13 protein-coding genes are annotated in these 16,800 nt (G+C 46.4%); 11 read left to right on the forward strand and 2 right to left on the reverse strand.

Annotation, left to right across the window (positions count from 1 at the left end; all coding sequences use genetic code 11):
* Positions 1-182 precede the first annotated feature (182 nt).
* Positions 183-572, reverse strand: coding sequence for a hypothetical protein (locus tag F461_RS0115430; RefSeq protein ID WP_020002060.1), 390 nt, complete (start codon positions 570-572; stop codon positions 183-185).
* Positions 573-797: 225 nt separating this feature from the next.
* On the opposite strand from F461_RS0115430, the gene F461_RS0115435 reads away from it, so the two are divergent.
* Entirely contained in the window at positions 798-1,091 is a 294-nt protein-coding gene (locus F461_RS0115435; protein WP_020002061.1) for a hypothetical protein, read from the forward strand.
* 188 nt (positions 1,092-1,279) lie between these two features.
* On the opposite strand, the gene F461_RS18175 is transcribed toward F461_RS0115435, so the two are convergent.
* Complete coding sequence (locus F461_RS18175; protein ID WP_020002062.1) at positions 1,280-1,843, reverse strand: rhodanese-like domain-containing protein; 564 nt, start codon at positions 1,841-1,843, stop codon at positions 1,280-1,282.
* A gap of 219 nt (positions 1,844-2,062) precedes the next feature.
* Here F461_RS18175 and ychF point away from each other — a divergent pair, with 219 nt between their 5' ends.
* The 10 genes from ychF to F461_RS0115490 all read left to right on the forward strand — a co-directional run bounded on the left by ychF (position 2,063) and on the right by F461_RS0115490 (position 16,437).
* On the forward strand, positions 2,063-3,163 hold the full coding sequence (gene ychF / locus F461_RS0115445) for a redox-regulated ATPase YchF (RefSeq protein WP_020002063.1): 1,101 nt from the start codon (positions 2,063-2,065) through the stop codon (positions 3,161-3,163).
* Positions 3,164-3,227: 64 nt separating this feature from the next.
* Positions 3,228-4,118, forward strand: a complete 891-nt coding sequence (locus F461_RS0115450) for a substrate-binding periplasmic protein (protein WP_020002064.1) — start codon at positions 3,228-3,230, stop codon at positions 4,116-4,118.
* Positions 4,118-7,615, forward strand: coding sequence for a PAS domain-containing hybrid sensor histidine kinase/response regulator (locus tag F461_RS0115455; protein WP_020002065.1), 3,498 nt, complete (start codon positions 4,118-4,120; stop codon positions 7,613-7,615). Before F461_RS0115450 ends, F461_RS0115455 begins: the two co-directional genes overlap by 1 nt.
* A gap of 179 nt (positions 7,616-7,794) precedes the next feature.
* Complete coding sequence (pgm, locus tag F461_RS0115460) at positions 7,795-9,441, forward strand: phosphoglucomutase (alpha-D-glucose-1,6-bisphosphate-dependent) (protein ID WP_020002066.1); 1,647 nt, start codon at positions 7,795-7,797, stop codon at positions 9,439-9,441.
* 149 nt (positions 9,442-9,590) lie between these two features.
* Positions 9,591-9,995, forward strand: coding sequence for a response regulator (locus tag F461_RS0115465; RefSeq protein WP_020002067.1), 405 nt, complete (start codon positions 9,591-9,593; stop codon positions 9,993-9,995).
* Positions 9,996-10,183: 188 nt separating this feature from the next.
* Positions 10,184-10,567, forward strand: a complete 384-nt coding sequence (gene gcvH / locus F461_RS0115470) for a glycine cleavage system protein GcvH (protein ID WP_020002068.1) — start codon at positions 10,184-10,186, stop codon at positions 10,565-10,567.
* A 17-nt stretch (positions 10,568-10,584) separates the two neighbouring features.
* Positions 10,585-11,919, forward strand: a complete 1,335-nt coding sequence (gene gcvPA, locus F461_RS0115475) for an aminomethyl-transferring glycine dehydrogenase subunit GcvPA (protein WP_020002069.1) — start codon at positions 10,585-10,587, stop codon at positions 11,917-11,919.
* Positions 11,919-13,367 carry an aminomethyl-transferring glycine dehydrogenase subunit GcvPB gene (gene gcvPB / locus F461_RS0115480; RefSeq protein WP_020002070.1) on the forward strand — a complete coding sequence of 483 codons (1,449 nt, stop codon included), beginning with the start codon at positions 11,919-11,921 and terminating at the stop codon, positions 13,365-13,367. Before gcvPA ends, gcvPB begins: the two co-directional genes overlap by 1 nt.
* Complete coding sequence (locus F461_RS0115485; protein WP_020002071.1) at positions 13,357-14,718, forward strand: dihydrolipoyl dehydrogenase family protein; 1,362 nt, start codon at positions 13,357-13,359, stop codon at positions 14,716-14,718. The genes gcvPB and F461_RS0115485 overlap by 11 nt, the downstream gene beginning before the upstream one ends.
* Positions 14,719-15,426: 708 nt before the next feature.
* Positions 15,427-16,437 carry an OmpA family protein gene (locus F461_RS0115490; RefSeq protein WP_020002072.1) on the forward strand — a complete coding sequence of 337 codons (1,011 nt, stop codon included), beginning with the start codon at positions 15,427-15,429 and terminating at the stop codon, positions 16,435-16,437.
* The last annotated feature ends 363 nt before the right edge of the window (positions 16,438-16,800 follow it).

The raw sequence follows: 16,800 nt of genomic DNA on the forward strand, positions 1-16,800 counted from the left end.
CATGTGTCAGACTTAAGAGCTTAACGCTACATCATGTGATATGTTGCGCAAATTATGTACAGTTTAGACATTCAATACTAGCTGCAAACAGTCTGCAACACATTTGAGGCAAAAATATTAGGCTTACTATCTGAAAAAGCAGCAGACTGAGACACAAACGCATTCCACAGTCCCACCACTTTTTATTCTTTATTATTCCATTTAAACATATGCCATCCACCTTGTGAATTAAGCATATGTTTACCTGCGGCAACGAGGGCATTGTTAATTTGTTTCAATAAGTGCGAAGGAGCATATGTCACACCGCTTTGAGCGTCTGTAATAGCAACCCCTTGTTGATTTAATGCAAAGATATGGTTGTCAGCATCCACCCAAAAAATAGCCTGATCGGCCTTTACAAGTACACCATCGCCCACAGATTCCTCAGACCATACATCGAGTTTATCTCTTTGAGTCGGCAATACAATGGAATATACAAGTTTACTATAGGCTCCATCCGGTGCAGAATCCCCACAGCCAGCAAGCAGCATACAACAAAGAAAACTTATTAGTATGTATTGAACACGAAGCATACTCCCTCCATCAATAAAAAGATGCGTAAGCCTATCACATCATACAACATATGCAAAGCTCGATATTAGCTATCGCATTAGATTTTGGAATTACTTCACGCAAAAATGACACAATGCTACTCCTTCCATCAACAATCTTATGTTTACCAGCAATGCAACAGTCACACTCTGCAAGAAAAGTTAACATCTCATCAGATACATCCAGCCGTAGACTCCGCAGTTTTTATGACGTATATAACACCAATGGAACAAGTTCATCAGCAAAAAGCGGCTAAATTGCCGCCGTTTACAAAATACACATATTCTCGTGAAGGCATAGATTGCGTCCTCTTTTTTGACGAAAGAAAAAGATGGCGCATGACCATTAACGACATCACCTCAGATGCCAAATTCAAAAAGCCGGAATCTTGTCTGGAAGAACTGGTAGGCAACGAAATCATGACTGCCTGGGGTGTGGACTCTTCGATTCTCGCTCTAATACCAATTGATCTGGATCTTTGGAAACGCCACAAAGCATAACATTTTCTCTTTAACGCTACTGCTTCGCGCAGTGTTGTTGCAGGCAGACCGGTCCCTGACAAAAAACGTCAGGGACTTTTTTTGGGATAAATAAAAACCCCGCCCAGACTCCAAATGGAGACCGAACGGGGCACTTTTAGTAACTAAACACAATAGAGCACAACATCTGTGCTCCTACGCTGCTTATCTTATGTATTCTTTGTGGTCACACCACATGAAACACCCGTGCATAACGGGGTTTTATTCCACGGCATCAGCATCAACAAACGCGCCATACCACAGCTACCAGTAATCCCTGCAAAGATCATAGCTGCACCGAAGAATCCTACAAGTACGAGAAATGTTTTCGATACAGTAAAAGCAAGCAACAGCGTTACCAGCAATAACGAGCCGACAGCAATAAGAACCTGACGATTCAGCGGAATACGTTTAACGCCCTGCTTTACCGGCCATCCGTTTCTACCCCATTCCACAATCCCGCCATCAAGCACGGCTGAATCGACAGAACCTGCAACCGCTTCAGCGGCCTGCAGAGCCCTACTTCCAGAATGGCAAACAAAGACAACCTTCTTCTCCGCACCAACCGTCTTCTTAACACGTTCCGCGGAAACCAGATCAAACGGCATTAATATAGCATCAGGAATTTCCTGTTCCAGAATCTCCGTAGGAGTTCGTACATCTAACAACACGGCCTTATCTTCATGAAGCAACTTCGCAACCGAGGCTGCATTCATTTTTTCTACTGTACTCATTTCAGCACTCCTTGTTTAAATAACAAGCCTTATTATTAGGAATAATATCTAGTAAGAAAAATTTGTCAACTAAATACAACTCACCCTAACGACTCACGCCAACGGCAAAAAACGTATTGAAAATCATACCTCGCAGGAGAAAGAAATTGTGTTTCAGGCTAAAAAGAATTATAGCCGCGCGGAGCTATAGATTTAGAAATCATTCTGGAGAAAAAAGTTATGGCACTGAGCATCGGTATCGTTGGGCTTCCCAACGTGGGTAAGTCTACCCTTTTTAACGCCCTCACAAAGGCACAGAACGCAGAGTCTGCGAACTATCCTTTCTGTACTATTGAACCCAACAAAGCGACTGTTCCTGTGCCGGACAAGCGCATCGAAACTCTTACAGAGATTGCAAATCCACAGCGCACACTGCACGCGACTGTAGACTTTATTGATATTGCGGGTCTTGTCCGTGGCGCAAGTCAGGGCGAGGGTCTTGGCAACCAATTCCTTGGTAACATCCGTGAAGCAGCTGCAATCTTACAGGTTGTCCGTTGTTTTGATGACGAAAATATTACGCACGTAGACGGTTCTGTTAATCCGATCCGTGACATTGAAACCATTGAAACTGAATTGCTGCTTGCAGATGTACAGTCTGTTGAAAAACGGCATGACAAATTGGTTCGTTCCACTCGTGGTAACAAAGCAATGATCCCTGTTGTGAACGGCATTAAAGAGCTGCTTGACCACCTGAATGAAGGTAATCCGGCGTCTACTTTTGCCAAACGCGACAGTGACGTTTTGGCAGACCAGCTCAAAGAGCTGTCACTGCTTACAGATAAGAAAATTATTTATTGCGCCAACGTTGATGAAGACGGCCTTGCAGAAGACAACGAACATGTGAACAAACTGCGTGAATTCGCAGCAGGTCGCGGTTGTCAGCTGGTAAAAATCTGCGCAAAGGTTGAAGAAGAACTGCAGGGTCTCGAAGATGAAGAGGCACAGGAACTTCTTGAGTCTTACGGTATCAACGAAAGCGGCCTCGTACAGGTCATTCAGACCAGCTACAAAACACTCGGACTTATCTGCTACTTTACAGTAGGCGTTAAAGAAGTTCGTGCATGGACTATCGTTGACGGATACACTGCCCCTCAGGCAGCAGGCGTTATCCATACCGACTTTGAACGTGGATTCATTCGCGCAGAAGTAATCGCGTATGATGCTTTTGTAGAAAATAAAACCGAAGCAGCTTGCCGTTCCATCGGCGCTCTGCGCTCTGAAGGTAAAGAATATATCGTTAAAGATGGGGATGTTGTTCACTTCCTCTTTAATGTATAGTACACAGTTTCCAAGCTGATAAGGTTACCCTGTTATTGCAGGGTAACCTGTTTGGGAGGAACTTGTGAACAAACGCCATGCAGGACTCATCTCTGTTATATTCTGTTTCTTATCCACTATTCTTTTCTACTCTACAGTCCACAGCGTTACACTCGCAGAGATTCGTGCCCGTGGGGAACTGTATCATCTAGGTGTTCCTTACGCACGCTTTGCAAACACCAACGCAGACGGGCTTGATTGCGCCCTTATCCGCCGTTTTGCGCATCGCATTGGTGTCCGATACAAATTCGTCCCCACCAGCTGGGAAAATGCCATCCCTGATCTCACTGGAATACGCCCGGCGCTGCCCGGTTCCAGCCAATCTGTTACCCCGATACGCGGGGACATCCTTGCAAACGGCCTGAGCATAATTCCGGAACGCAAGCGTTACGTATTATTTTCCAAGCCGACATTTACCGCACAAGTCTGGTTACTTGCAAAACCGGACGCCGATATCGACCCAATCCACCCCACCGGTTCTGTTGAAAGAGACATCAAAAGCACACTTGAAAAAACTGCCGGAAAAACGGTCTACGGCATTAAAAATCTTTGTATTGATGTCAGACTGTTCCCCGACTTGCTCCACACTGCCGGTTCTGCGGAAAATGTGCCGCTTGGCACACTTCCGCAACCTATTTCTTTTGTAAAATCTCCGTATTCAATCTTTCTCATGGAATCTCCAAGTGCTTTAATGGCATTAGGGATCTGGCCATACTCTTTTAAGATCATTGGCCCCGTAGCAAAGCAGCAAAATATGGGCGCAGCATTTGCTCCAACGTCTGTGGAACTCAAAGAAGAGTTCGATCGATTTTTAACTGAAGTATGGACAAGTGGTGAATACCAAAAACTTGTCGCCAGCTACTATCCAAACTCATTCTCGTATTTCAAAACGTTTTTCACGAAGAGTTCGCCGTAATGAAGAAGCCGCTAGAGCAACTTTTTGAGAGTAAAAAACCGCTCAATCTAATACTAATACTCTGTGCCATTATCGTATGCGCATTTTTAGCACTGGGTATCCTGTTACACCGCTCTCAATTCTCATTACAACAGATTAAACAGGAACAGTTTAATAACGATTCACAAAAAGTTGCCAGCGCATTCAAAGACTATTTTACTGAACGCAACAGAGATTTGCAGACCCTTACAACTACGCAGGTTTTCTCCAGCTACTATCACAACAAGGCTCTTGGCATATCACTTGATTACGGTATGCGCGCCATCATTTCTGATATAGAACTGGTGCTGCAACGCTTTATTATGGAATGCAAGGTTCAGGGAGAATATATTTTCCCCGAAGTTAATTTTATTGATTACAAATACAATCTTCGTATCCGTGCAACAGCGCCACTCAAAAATGGCTCACCCGTCCATATTGAAACAATTACAGAAAAACATCCCTTTTCCCCCGGCGCCACACTTCAGTTTGAGCAGCACAATCAACAGAAGTTACTACGCATGAACATTCCCTATTTCATTATGGGTAAACACGTTGGTGAAATCACAGCAACACTGTCCTCCGAGGCCATCAAAAGATATTTACTCCTGCTCCAAAATTCTGAAAAATTTAACATCATCCTACTCTACGACAATATTCCTTTCACACGGATCATTACAACGCCCAACCTTACGTATGACGTTGAAAAACTTTCTGCAGGTCCTCCAAACACCTCGTACCAGCTAAACGAGGCCGCATATTTAAACAACATTCCCGTTCCTATGAAAGTACGCCTCGTTCCTGTAATGAATCGTAAAGTCATGGCAATATCGTTCATAGAGGTAGCCAACCTCAAACGCGGACAGTTTTCTAACAACATTCTTCTCATTTTTTACGCAGTGTTTCTTGCAGCTGCGACAAGCATAGCGATTGCTGCCCACGTTATAATAAAAAACATGTCCCTTTCCAGAAGCCTTAAGGAAGTCGCAGCCAGCAAAAAAGTAACAGCAGATAACCTTCTCAAACTGCAATCAGAAATCGTGGTTCGACGCAGGGCAGAAATACGCGCACTAACAGCACGGCAAAAAGCCGAACAGCTAACGCACGTGGTACCAAGCGCCGTTTTCACCGTTACCATGGACAGACGAATTGACAGTTGGAACAAGCGTGCAGAGGAACTCACAGGATATAGAGCGATTGAGATTATAGGCCGTTCGTGCTCAGAGCTCTTTCTGGACACATGCAAAGACGAGTGCGCACTCTATCCCCACACGCAAAGCCCCACCTGCGGAAGGCAACACTCATTAAGACAGAAACACGGCGGGCTGCGGAGCATCATCAAAAATACAGAACCGATGCTTGACGGCTTCGGGCAAATTATCGGTCTGATAGAGTGTTTTGAAGACATCACCGATCAGCAAAAAACCCTTGCGGCACTGGCAAAGACAGAAGCAAACTACCGCGACATTATCCAGAACGCGCAGGATGGCATTTTCCAAAGTACCCTTTCCGGAGAAATTCTAAACGCCAACCCAGCATTTTTGAATATTTTTGAATTCTCTTCTGTAGAGGAAATGCGCAGCTCTTTTCGCGGGTTTGAGAATCATTTTTATGTAAATAAGACCAGACGGGCAGAATTCGTCAACACGATGCTCAAAAAACGGTTTGTGTCCAACTTTGAGTCACAAATACGGACTAACAACGGACGAACACTCTGGATAATGGAAAGTGCCCGACTACGCACATCTCCCGACGGTTCCATACGTTTCGAAGGATTCGTACGCGACATTACTTTGCAAAAAGAAGCCGAACATAACCTTATCGCTGCCAAAGAAGCAGCAGAATCCGCCAACGTAGCAAAAAACAACTTTCTCGCTAACATCAGTCACGAGCTGCGAACACCGATGAACGCAATTATCGGTATTTCCGAACTTAGTCTGCGATCTGAAAAAGATCCCGAACGCAAGCGGAACATGGAAGTTCTCTACAGGGCTTCAAGTTCACTGCTCAACCTGCTGAATGACCTTCTCGACTTCTCCGCCATCGAATCCAACGCCCTTTCACTCAAATTTGCTCCGTTCTCTGTAAGGAATATGCTGCAAAACATTCGAGATCTTATGCGAGGAGAAGCGAGTAAAAAAAATCTCAACTTTCTCGTCACAGCAGACGACTCCATTCCGTCATTACTTACAGGTGACAAAGAACGTATTAAGCAAATACTTGTTAACCTCATCTGGAACGCACTCAAGTTCACCAACCACGGGAACGTAAGCGTTACCTGTGCTGCCCGGCCCATCGATAATACTACCAATGACAAAGATGAAACTGACAAAAGCACACTGCCTCTGAATAATCAGACAGGGCAAAAAAAAGTTATGCTCACCTGCGCTGTCACCGACACCGGCATCGGCATCCCGTCGGAAAGCCTTGAAGAAATTTTTGAGAGCTTCGCACAATTACAAGCCTTCGACGTCGCACCACATGGCGGCGTCGGCCTCGGGCTTGCTATATCGCAACGCCTTGCAGTGCGTATGGGCGGCACCATTACAGTGGAAAGCACTGTTGAAGTTGGGTCTACATTCACAGTTAAAATTCCATGTCTTATTTCTGAAGACAAAGCCGAGTCTGCCCATATCATTTACGAAGAATCACAACATGATGTTGCTCCAATGCAATCACTCAATGTCCTTGTGGCAGAAGATAACGAATTCAGTCAGGAAGTGTTGACCAAAATGCTTAAGGAAGACGGGCACACGGTATTCCTTGCTGAAAACGGCAAGCAAGTACTCGAAATGCTCACCAGCATTACTGTGGACATAATTCTCATGGATGTCCAAATGCCAATACTTGACGGTCTGGAGACTATTAAACGGATCCGCGCGGGTGAAGTGCCGGACCTTGACGTTACTATCCCTATCATAACTATCAGTGCGCACGATTCCATTACATCAAAAGACAACTTCCACGATGGTGAAGTAACAGAATGGCTGCAAAAGCCAATCACGCTCTATGCACTGCAACAGGTGCTGCGTTCCGTTTTCAAAAACAACCAGCCTGCAGAAAGAACAACCTTCACACACAATTCTGCATTGCCAAATACAGAGTATTCTACTACTCCAATGCTCGTAAATATCGAGACTATTTCTACAATGGTGAATGGTAAACAGAATATTATTCAGACAGTATTGAACACGTATCTAACATCACTGCCCGTCTCTCTTGAACTGCTTAAAAATGCGTTTGCAGAAGCGAATGAAGACGAAATATTGCGTCTTACACATAGCCTCAAAGCAACTATGGGCTCCGTAGGCGCATTGCCACTCGCTGAGGCAGCCAAAAAAATGGAACAGCTCACACGTGAAAACGCTCTGCCGGAAGCACAGCAGTTGCTCGACAACTTTATTGCCAATGCAGAAGAGTCTCTTGAAGAAATAAGCATCTACCTTGCACAACAACAGCGTGAAAAACACGTTTCCTAACGTTTTTTCATTTTCGTTTTCTGCTTTTGGCACCCCTAAAAGATATCAAAAGCTCGCCAAAGCGTGCTTCCAAAAGCAACGATAATACGTCAATTATCCTTCAGATTCGGTGTACACCGTGATAAAATTTCGCACTGAACTGGCTAGAATATAAAGAAAACAATACGAGGAAGCACATAATGGCAATCAGTCCAAATGCTGGTAAGAAGGCACTTTCATCCAACCTTATCAATATCCAGAAACTGGTGACAGCATACTACACCGTTCTCCCTGATCCCGACAATCCGCTGCAACGTGTTGCTTTCGGAACATCTGGTCACCGTGGTTCAGCATTTGGCGGCAGCTTTAATGAGCCCCACATTGCAGCGGTTACGCAGGCCATTTGCGAATACCGCAAGAAGGAAGGCTATACCGGCCCGTTATTCATGGGCAAAGATACCCATGCCCTTTCAGAGCCTGCACATCAGACAGCGCTTGAGGTTCTGGCAGCTAACGAAGTAACCGTGCACATCGAGCAAGAAGACGGATATGTTCCGACGCCGGTAATTTCTCATGCAATCCTCACATATAACCGCGATCATGATACTATCGCGGATGGCATTGTCGTAACGCCCTCACACAATCCGCCACAAGATGGCGGCTTCAAGTATAACCCACCGAACGGTGGCCCTGCCGACAAGGACACAACCAAGTGGGTTGAAGACCGCGCTAACGAGCTTATCAGACAGGGCAACAAAGACGTTAAGCGTGTGCCGCTGGCAGAAGCACTGGCAGCACCGACGACGTTGCTCTACGACTACCGAACTCCGTATATAAACGACCTTAAGAACATTATCGACGTGGAAGCCATCAAAAAGGCCGGCATCCGTATCGGCATAGACCCTCTGGGCGGCGCCGGTGAATCCTACTGGGAGCCTATTGCGGAACAGTATGAACTGAATATTGAAGTCGTAAACAAGGAAATTGATCCTACATTCCGATTTATGCCTATGGACAGTGACGGAGTTATCCGTATGGACTGCTCTTCCCCCTGGGCAATGACAGATTTGATTCGTTTACATCCGCATTTTGACATTGCGTGCGGTAATGATCCTGATGCGGACAGACACGGCATTGTATGCAGCAAAGGGCTTATGAACCCTAACCATTATCTTGCTGTTGCTATTGAATATTTGTTTACGCACCGCCCGCAGTGGAAAAATGACGCGGTTGTAGGCAAAACTCTTGTGTCCAGCCAGATGATTGATCTTGTTGTAGAATCACTTGGTAGAAAGGTTGCTGAAGTACCTGTCGGCTTTAAATGGTTTGTGCCGGGTCTTCTTAACGGCAGTTATGGCTTTGGCGGTGAAGAAAGTGCAGGCGCAAGCTTCTTGCGCAAAGACGGCACGGTATGGACTACCGACAAGGACGGCATCATCATGAACCTGCTCGCAGCGGAAATCCTTGCTGTAACCGGCAAAGATCCTCAGCAGCATTATGATGCCATGACAGAGAAGTTCGGCACTCCAATCTACGAGCGTTTGCAGGCGCCTGCCTCACCGGACCAGAAAGCTGCACTGAAAAAACTTTCTCCTGACATGGTGAAATCAGACACCCTTGCTGGCGAACCGATAATTGCAAAGCTGACACAGGCACCAGCCAATGGAGCGTCTATTGAAGGCTTAAAAATTGTCACTAAATCCGGCTGGTTTGCAGCACGGCCTTCCGGAACAGAAGATATTTATAAAATTTATACAGAAAGTTTTAAAGGCAAAAACCATCTCGCGCTCTTACAAAAAGAAGCACAGGCTATGGTTTCTGAAGCATTCAAAGCGGCGAATGTATAGCCATTTCATCCAGTTACCCCCGTATTGTATCCCTTGCCTTATGGCTCCTGAACTGTAACTATGCTGTTTGCCTTAAGTTATAACTTACAGGCGCTTTGCAAAAAGAGGGTGTAATGGTATAGCGATAGTCCTATATGGAGGTTTCCCAAATGAAGTTTCTGATTGTTGATGACGATTTCGACAGCCGCCGGCTCGTACAAAAAATCCTTCATCCATACGGATATTCCGATCTTGCAGCAGACGGAGAAGAAGGCGTGGAAGCCTTTCGGCAGGCGTTGCAGGCTGGAGAGCCGTATGATGTTGTTACACTCGATATTATGATGCCGAACATCGACGGGCAGGACGCTCTGCGCGAAATTCGTGATCTTGAGAAGGAACATGGGATTATGCCTGAACATGGTGCAAAAGTGATCATGATATCCGGACTTGATGACAGTCAGGAAGTACACGACGCATTTTTTCTTGGCAATGCAACGAGTTTCATCGTTAAACCTATCAGAAAACGAGCTCTTCTCGAGGAAATCCAGAACCTCGGCCTCCAACTCGAGTCCTGATAGGGCGAACAATCCATCAAATTTTGATAAAAAAAAGGCCAGATCCTACATTTTGTGCGATCTGGCCATTGTTTTTCCTTCAAATTAGACTTATGACCCAAGTAGCTGTTAGACAAATTTTATTCATGTCATAACGGTAAAAAAAACCATATCTACACAACAACACAAACTTTTTCAGGAGGAATCCAATGGCCTACCCAGAAAATCTTCTTTACAGCAAAAGCCACGAATGGACCAAAATTGAAGGTGAAGAAGCTATCATCGGTATTACCAGCTTTGCACAGGAACAGCTTGGCGACATCACTTTTGTTGAGCTTCCTGAAGTTGGTGACACTCTTGAAGTCGGCGACGAAATGGGCTCCATCGAATCCGTTAAAGCTGCAAGCGAGCTCTACATTCCTGTTAGCGGCGAAGTAATCGCTATAAACGAAGATCTCGAAGACGCACCGGAAAAAGTAAACGAATCTCCTTTTGAAGGCGGCTGGCTTATCAAAGTTAAGCTTTCCGAAGAGCCAAAAGGCCTCCTTTCTGCATCTGAATATGCAGAACTGGTAGCTAACGAAGCACACTAGTAAAAAAAGGAGGCATTATGCCGTATACTCCGCACACAGCTGAAGAAACTCAAGCAATGCTTGACGTTATCGGTGTTAGAACCATTGAGGACCTGTTTGCAGATATCCCTGCGGACATGCGTCCTAAAAGCTTTGACCTGCCACAGGGGTTGAGCGAAATGGAAACCTGTGCCTACTTTGAACAGCTTGCCGGTAAAAACAAAACCGGTCTTGTAAGCTTCCTTGGCGCCGGTTTCTACAACCACTATATTCCTAAAGCCATCGACAATATCGTTGGCCGTGGCGAATTCTACACTGCGTACACACCGTACCAGCCTGAATCCTCTCAAGGCACCCTTCAGGCTATTTTTGAATTCCAGACTGCTGTCTGCAATCTCCTCGAAATGGACGTTGCAAACGCTTCTGTTTATGATGGCGGAACCGCTATCTTCGAAGCAATGATGATGGCAGTACGCGCCGGCCGTAAACGCAAGAAAATCGTTATCGATGAAAGCGTTAACCCGATCTACCGCGTGATGCTCGACACCTACACCGACAATATTGATATTGATATCGTAGTAGTGCCGCATACCGAAGGCTTATCCAATGTTGATGCCCTTAAAGCTGCCATTGATGCTGATTGCGCCGCAGTTGTAGTGCAAAACCCTAACTTCTTCGGAAACGTTCAGGACTTCACTGACCTGTTCGAACACGCACATGCCAACAAAGCACTGGGCATCATCTCCGTATATCCTGTTATGCAGTCTGTCATGAAAACTCCTGGTGAAATGGGAGCAGACATCGCAGTTGCAGAAGCTCAGAGCCTTGGCCAACCTCTCTCTTTCGGTGGCCCGTACCTTGGCGTAATGTCCTGTACAAAAAAAATGATCCGCCAGATCCCTGGTCGTATCGTCGGTCGCACCGAAGACGTTGACGGCAAAACAGGCTACGTACTCACACTACAGGCCCGTGAACAGCATATCCGCCGTGCAAAAGCTACCTCCAACATTTGCTCAAACCAGGCATTGTGTGCGCTGCGCGCCCTTATCCATATGTCCCTGCTTGGGCCAGAAGGCCTTATCCGCACTGCTGAACTAAGCATGGAGCGTGCACATTACCTCGCAGACCGCCTCACCATGATTGATGGTGTTGAGCTGCTTAACGATGCACCATTCGGTAACGAATTTGCTATCCGTCTGCCTATCAATGCTGAAGAAGCTATTGAAGCGCTTATGGACAAAGGTTTTGTTACCGGCTTCCCTGCCGGTCGCTACTACGAAGGCATGGACAACGTTCTTCTCGTTGCCTGTACTGAGCTGCATTCATTCGAACAGATTGGTGTATTCACCGAACTGTTGGGAGGTATTCTCTAATGAAAACCATTTTTTCCCAATCCGTTGCGGGTCGTACTGCTTGCCTGCCGCCAATGCCGGAAGAACGCGCAGAGCGTTTTCTTCCAAAAGAACTTATGCGTGCAAAGCGTCCAGCACTGCCAGAAGTTAGCGAACTCGATGTGGTACGTCATTTCACCAAATTGAGCACTTTCAACTACGGTGTTGATTCCAACTTCTACCCGCTTGGCTCCTGCACAATGAAATATAATCCGAAATATACGGAGTACATTGCTGCACTGCCGGGCTACACGACCCCCCATCCTGCTCTTGCACAGCTTCCTAAAGGTGCCCAGTACACTCAGGGCTCTTTAGAAACCATGTACGAAGCAGAACAGATGCTTTGTGAACTTACCGGCATGGATGCATTCACATCCCAGCCAATGGCAGGTGCTAACGGCGAGCTTACCGGCGCGCTTGTTATCGCTGCGTATCACAAAGACAAGGGTAACAAAAAAACCAAGATCATCTGTCCGGATGCAGCACACGGCACAAACCCAGCTTCTGCTGTGCTCGCAGGTTTTGAAGTTGTTAACATTGAATCCAAAGACGGCATGGTAGACCCAGAAGCTCTTGAAGCCGTTCTTGATGACGATGTAGCAGCAGTTATGATGACCTGTCCGAACACCCTTGGTCTTTTCGAAAATCACCTCCCTGCAATTGTAGAAAAGCTGCGTAAAGTTGATGCCCTCCTCTACTACGATGGTGCTAACTTCAACGCTATTATGGGTAAAATGCGTATCGGCGACGTAGGTTTTGATGTAGTTCACCTGAACGTACACAAAACTCTCGGTACCCCGCACGGCGGCGGTGGCCCTGGTGCCGGCCCTGTTGGTGTATGTTCCCGTCTTGAGCCATACCTGCCGAACCATCGTCCGGCTAAAGCTGACGACGGCACATTCTACCTTGATACAGACAACCCAAAATCCATCGGTCACATGTCACCATTCTACGGCAGCTTTGCGGTAATGCTCAAAGCATTCGCCTACATGGTTCGCCTTGGTGGTGAAGGCCTTACCCGGGCAACAGAACGTGCAGTTCTAAACGCTAACTACATGCGTAAACGTTTAGAGAACCATCTCTACATTCCATACGACCGCATCTGCATGCACGAATTCGTTGCATCAGCCAGCAAACTGCATGACGAATGCGGAGTGCGGGCACTCGACATCGCGAAGGGGCTGTTAGAAAAAGGACACCACGCTCCTACTATCTACTTCCCGCTTATCGTAAAAGAATGCTTGATGTTTGAGCCGACTGAAACTGAAAGCAAAGAAACCCTCGACGGTTTCCTCGACGATCTTATTGAAATCATCGAAGCTGGTAAAAAAGATCCGGAATCCCTTTTCTCTGCACCTCACAACACTCCAGTTCGCCGCCTCGACGAAACTAAGGCTGCGCGTGAAATGGTGTTGACCGATGAAGTATAATTTAGTCGTTGTTGGTTCCGGTCCCGGCGGACTTAAAGCAGCCACACGTGCTGCGTCTTCCGGACTGAAAACCGCTCTTATTGAAAAAGCCGATATTGGTGGAACCTGCCTCAACTGGGGGTGTATTCCTACCAAAATGTACCTTGGTGCAACTGCATCCAGTCCGCTGCTGCATACTCAGGAAAAAGCGAAAACAGCCTCAGGAAGTCTTAGTTTTGATCTGCCGACTCTCATGCAGAAAAAAGACCGCTTCATCAAAGGCACCCGCTCCGCTGCAGAAAAGCAACTGGGTAGCCTCGGTGTAGACATACTCAAAGGCACTGCCTCGTTCAGCAACCCGACCACCCTCACCGTTACCAACGATGAAGGCTCTACCGAAGTTGCATTTGATAAGCTGATCATTGCCACAGGTTCCATGCCAACCGCATTTCCGGGGTTGGAACCAGACGGGGACTGTGTCCTCAACTCTTCCCATGTCCTCACGCTTACAGAGGCTCCTGAGTCTCTCATTATTGTAGGCGCAGGTGCAATCGGGCTTGAAATGGGTGATTTCTTCAGCCGGCTCGGCACAAAGATCACCATTGTAGAAGCACTTCCAAGCCTTGCTCCTACTGAAGATCCAGACGTCGGGGAAACCTTCCGTAAGATCCTCAAGCGTGAAAAATGGGGAATTCGTACAGGTGAAAAAGTGCAGAGCCTTAAAACCGTTAACGGTGAAGCTGTGCTTACTTTCGAATCCGGCGAGACTCTCACTGCAGATAAAGCACTTATGGCCGCTGGTAGAAAACCTGCATCCGAATCACTCAACCCTGCCGCAGCAGGTATTGAATGCATCGGCGCAGGCTGGATTGCCACAGACGACAACCTGCTCGCAGCAGAGAACATATACGCCATTGGTGACATCAATGGTCGTACCCTGCTCGCTCACGCAGCAGATCATCAGGCTTGCTATGCCGTAGACCACGCAGCAGGTAAAATTACCGCAGCGTACGATTCCGGCCCAATGCCTGCATGTATCTACGGGCATACAGAAGTTATGCGCGTCGGCCCTAACACTGCTGATTTGCAGAAGGCAGGCCACACCGTGGAAACTTCTACCTCCATGCTTGTTGCAAACCCTATTGCGCAGTCCTATGGCTCTACGCAAGGTTTCGTAAAAGCTCTGTGGGTAGATAATAAAGTGCACGGCATCGTAGCAGTAGGCCACGGGGTATCGCACCTCGTTGCCGCAGCAACCATCATTGTTAAACAACAATGGACTCAGGATGATGTACATTCCATCATCTGGGCACATCCGACGCTCGACGAAGCGCTGGAAATGGCGCTGCTCGCTCCGCGTAAGCCTGCATAGAAAAACACACGTAAAAAAGACCGTCTCTCTGAGGCGGTCTTTTTTTTTGCCTATACTTTTCAGATTTTTTTTGACCTCCGGAAGCATCCATCTCTATCAGCGGGACACCTCAAGCAGTGGAAAAAGCCTCTAGAAGCAAATAACATACCATCACTATTAAAAAAAAGAGTACACATAGCTGAGGACTTTGTTATACAGGATACAGACTGGAACGTTTCCTACGGCGTATTTGAGTTACCCGGAGTTCCTCTTTTTATGCTGAAAGCGGCATATACAGAAGACATTCTGGCATTCAAACACAGTGGAAATCTGTTCTACCGGCGATACAGAGGACACTATGGATATGAATTCTATGTGATGCAGACGCCCTAAAAAGGCTTGTAGCGCAATGCGCCGCATTCGCGCTCACAAGACTACCTCTGCTACTCTTTATAATAGAGCTGAAAAACTGGAAAAAAAGTTACCGAAATATAACAAGCTCTAACGTAGCAATATTTGTAACCTTATACTGTGTATACAGAAAAAAATCTGCACAGAATCATTGTTTTTTGCAGGGCGTTACTCTCGTTACTCGAATTATTCTTTTGAAAATAAGCACATAGTTTCATAAACATCCTTGTCGCACTCCTCTGGTTGCCATATATTACATCTTGACCACGCATAATTTGACCTAAACCAGAAAAACTATACTAGCCGGAGGGGACCAGTATGACGATTAAGAGAACATTGCTTATCGCGCTTTCTCTTGTGTTGTTTGCTACATCCGTAGTCCAGGCGCAAGAGTTCATCCTTCAACCTAAAGTTGCCAGTTTCAACTTCCTTATTGACGACTCTGGCTCCATGATGATGCACGATGCGCAGACAGGAATGAAAAAGATTGTTCTTGCCAAAAAAGTGGTACAGATGATCAATGAAGCAATGCCGCCATTACCTTACATGGCAGCAGCTCAAACTTTCACTCCTTTCCAACCTATTGTCGGGTACGGACCATTCGACCCTGCAGTAATGGCAAACGCAGTTAACTCCATTACTACAGACAAAGAAATCCGTGCACGTTGGACCAAAATGGGTGAAGCATTTGAAATGCTCACACCTATGGCAACCAAAATGGCACCTAAAGGTGCAGTAGTTATCGCAACTGACGGCGTTAGCAACATGGGCCCAGACCCTGTTGAAGCCCTTATGGGATTCTACAACGCTAACCCACAGATGTGCGTACACTTCATCTCTTTTGCAGACACCGCACAAGGTAGCAAAACTTTGATGGAACTCTTTAACCTTAACACTTGTTCTGTAATGGCAGACGGTAAGAAATTACTTAATGATCCAGTTGCATTTAACGAGTTTATGGTTGACGTATTCTACACTCCAGTCGAAGTTGTTGACGAAGTTATCGTAATTGATAACGTACTCTTCCATTTTGACTCCTCTGCTATCCTTCCTGCAGCACGTCCGATCTTGAATGAAGCAGCACAGCTCATCTTATCAAGTGGCGACAGCACCACTGTTATCGGTCATACCGATTCCGTTGGTACCGCTCAGTACAATATGGGTCTGTCACTTCGCCGTGCAATGTCCGTACGTAACTACCTTATGAAACAAGGTGTACCGGGCGATCTCATCGAAGTAGTTGGTAAAGGTGAATTTGATCCTGAGTTCACAAACGAAACAGCCGAAGGCCGCCGACTCAACCGTCGTGTAACCATCGTGCTTGATTAGTACATACAACCAAGTGCCCGGCAGGAGCTTCCTGCCGGGCCTTCTGATTGCTAAGTTCATATTGTGCCTTATTGCCACGACAAACAACGTATAAAATAAATACGACACACTGACTGACACACTACTTCGTCCATTACCTTCAGCGCCGGAAATTCTCTTTCTACCACCGCAACGGAATTTCATGTGACATTGCCTTCGTATTCCCTCCCGATCCCTCGGGATTTCTGCTCAAGGCTAACGGCACTGCACAACATTATCCTAATGAGAGATATTACAATGGACCAATGACAACACCCTCAAGCAATTAGCCCCTGCAAATTCATTCGCAGCATCGACCGTTGGTATTGTCATCCAATATTCAGG

Origin of the sequence: Halodesulfovibrio aestuarii DSM 17919 = ATCC 29578 (assembly GCF_000384815.1) — a bacterium.
Classification (GTDB): Bacteria; Desulfobacterota; Desulfovibrionia; order Desulfovibrionales; family Desulfovibrionaceae; genus Halodesulfovibrio; species Halodesulfovibrio aestuarii.

Coding starts and splice junctions, on each gene's coding strand:
- F461_RS0115430 (WP_020002060.1), bottom strand. CDS start 572: ATGCTTCGTGTTCAATACATACTAATAAGTTTTCTTTGTTGTATGCTG.
- F461_RS0115435 (WP_020002061.1), top strand. CDS start 798: ATGACGTATATAACACCAATGGAACAAGTTCATCAGCAAAAAGCGGCT.
- F461_RS18175 (WP_020002062.1), bottom strand. CDS start 1,843: ATGAGTACAGTAGAAAAAATGAATGCAGCCTCGGTTGCGAAGTTGCTT.
- ychF (WP_020002063.1), top strand. CDS start 2,063: ATGGCACTGAGCATCGGTATCGTTGGGCTTCCCAACGTGGGTAAGTCT.
- F461_RS0115455 (WP_020002065.1), top strand. CDS start 4,118: ATGAAGAAGCCGCTAGAGCAACTTTTTGAGAGTAAAAAACCGCTCAAT.
- pgm (WP_020002066.1), top strand. CDS start 7,795: ATGGCAATCAGTCCAAATGCTGGTAAGAAGGCACTTTCATCCAACCTT.
- F461_RS0115465 (WP_020002067.1), top strand. CDS start 9,591: ATGAAGTTTCTGATTGTTGATGACGATTTCGACAGCCGCCGGCTCGTA.
- gcvH (WP_020002068.1), top strand. CDS start 10,184: ATGGCCTACCCAGAAAATCTTCTTTACAGCAAAAGCCACGAATGGACC.
- gcvPA (WP_020002069.1), top strand. CDS start 10,585: ATGCCGTATACTCCGCACACAGCTGAAGAAACTCAAGCAATGCTTGAC.
- gcvPB (WP_020002070.1), top strand. CDS start 11,919: ATGAAAACCATTTTTTCCCAATCCGTTGCGGGTCGTACTGCTTGCCTG.
- F461_RS0115485 (WP_020002071.1), top strand. CDS start 13,357: ATGAAGTATAATTTAGTCGTTGTTGGTTCCGGTCCCGGCGGACTTAAA.
- F461_RS0115490 (WP_020002072.1), top strand. CDS start 15,427: ATGACGATTAAGAGAACATTGCTTATCGCGCTTTCTCTTGTGTTGTTT.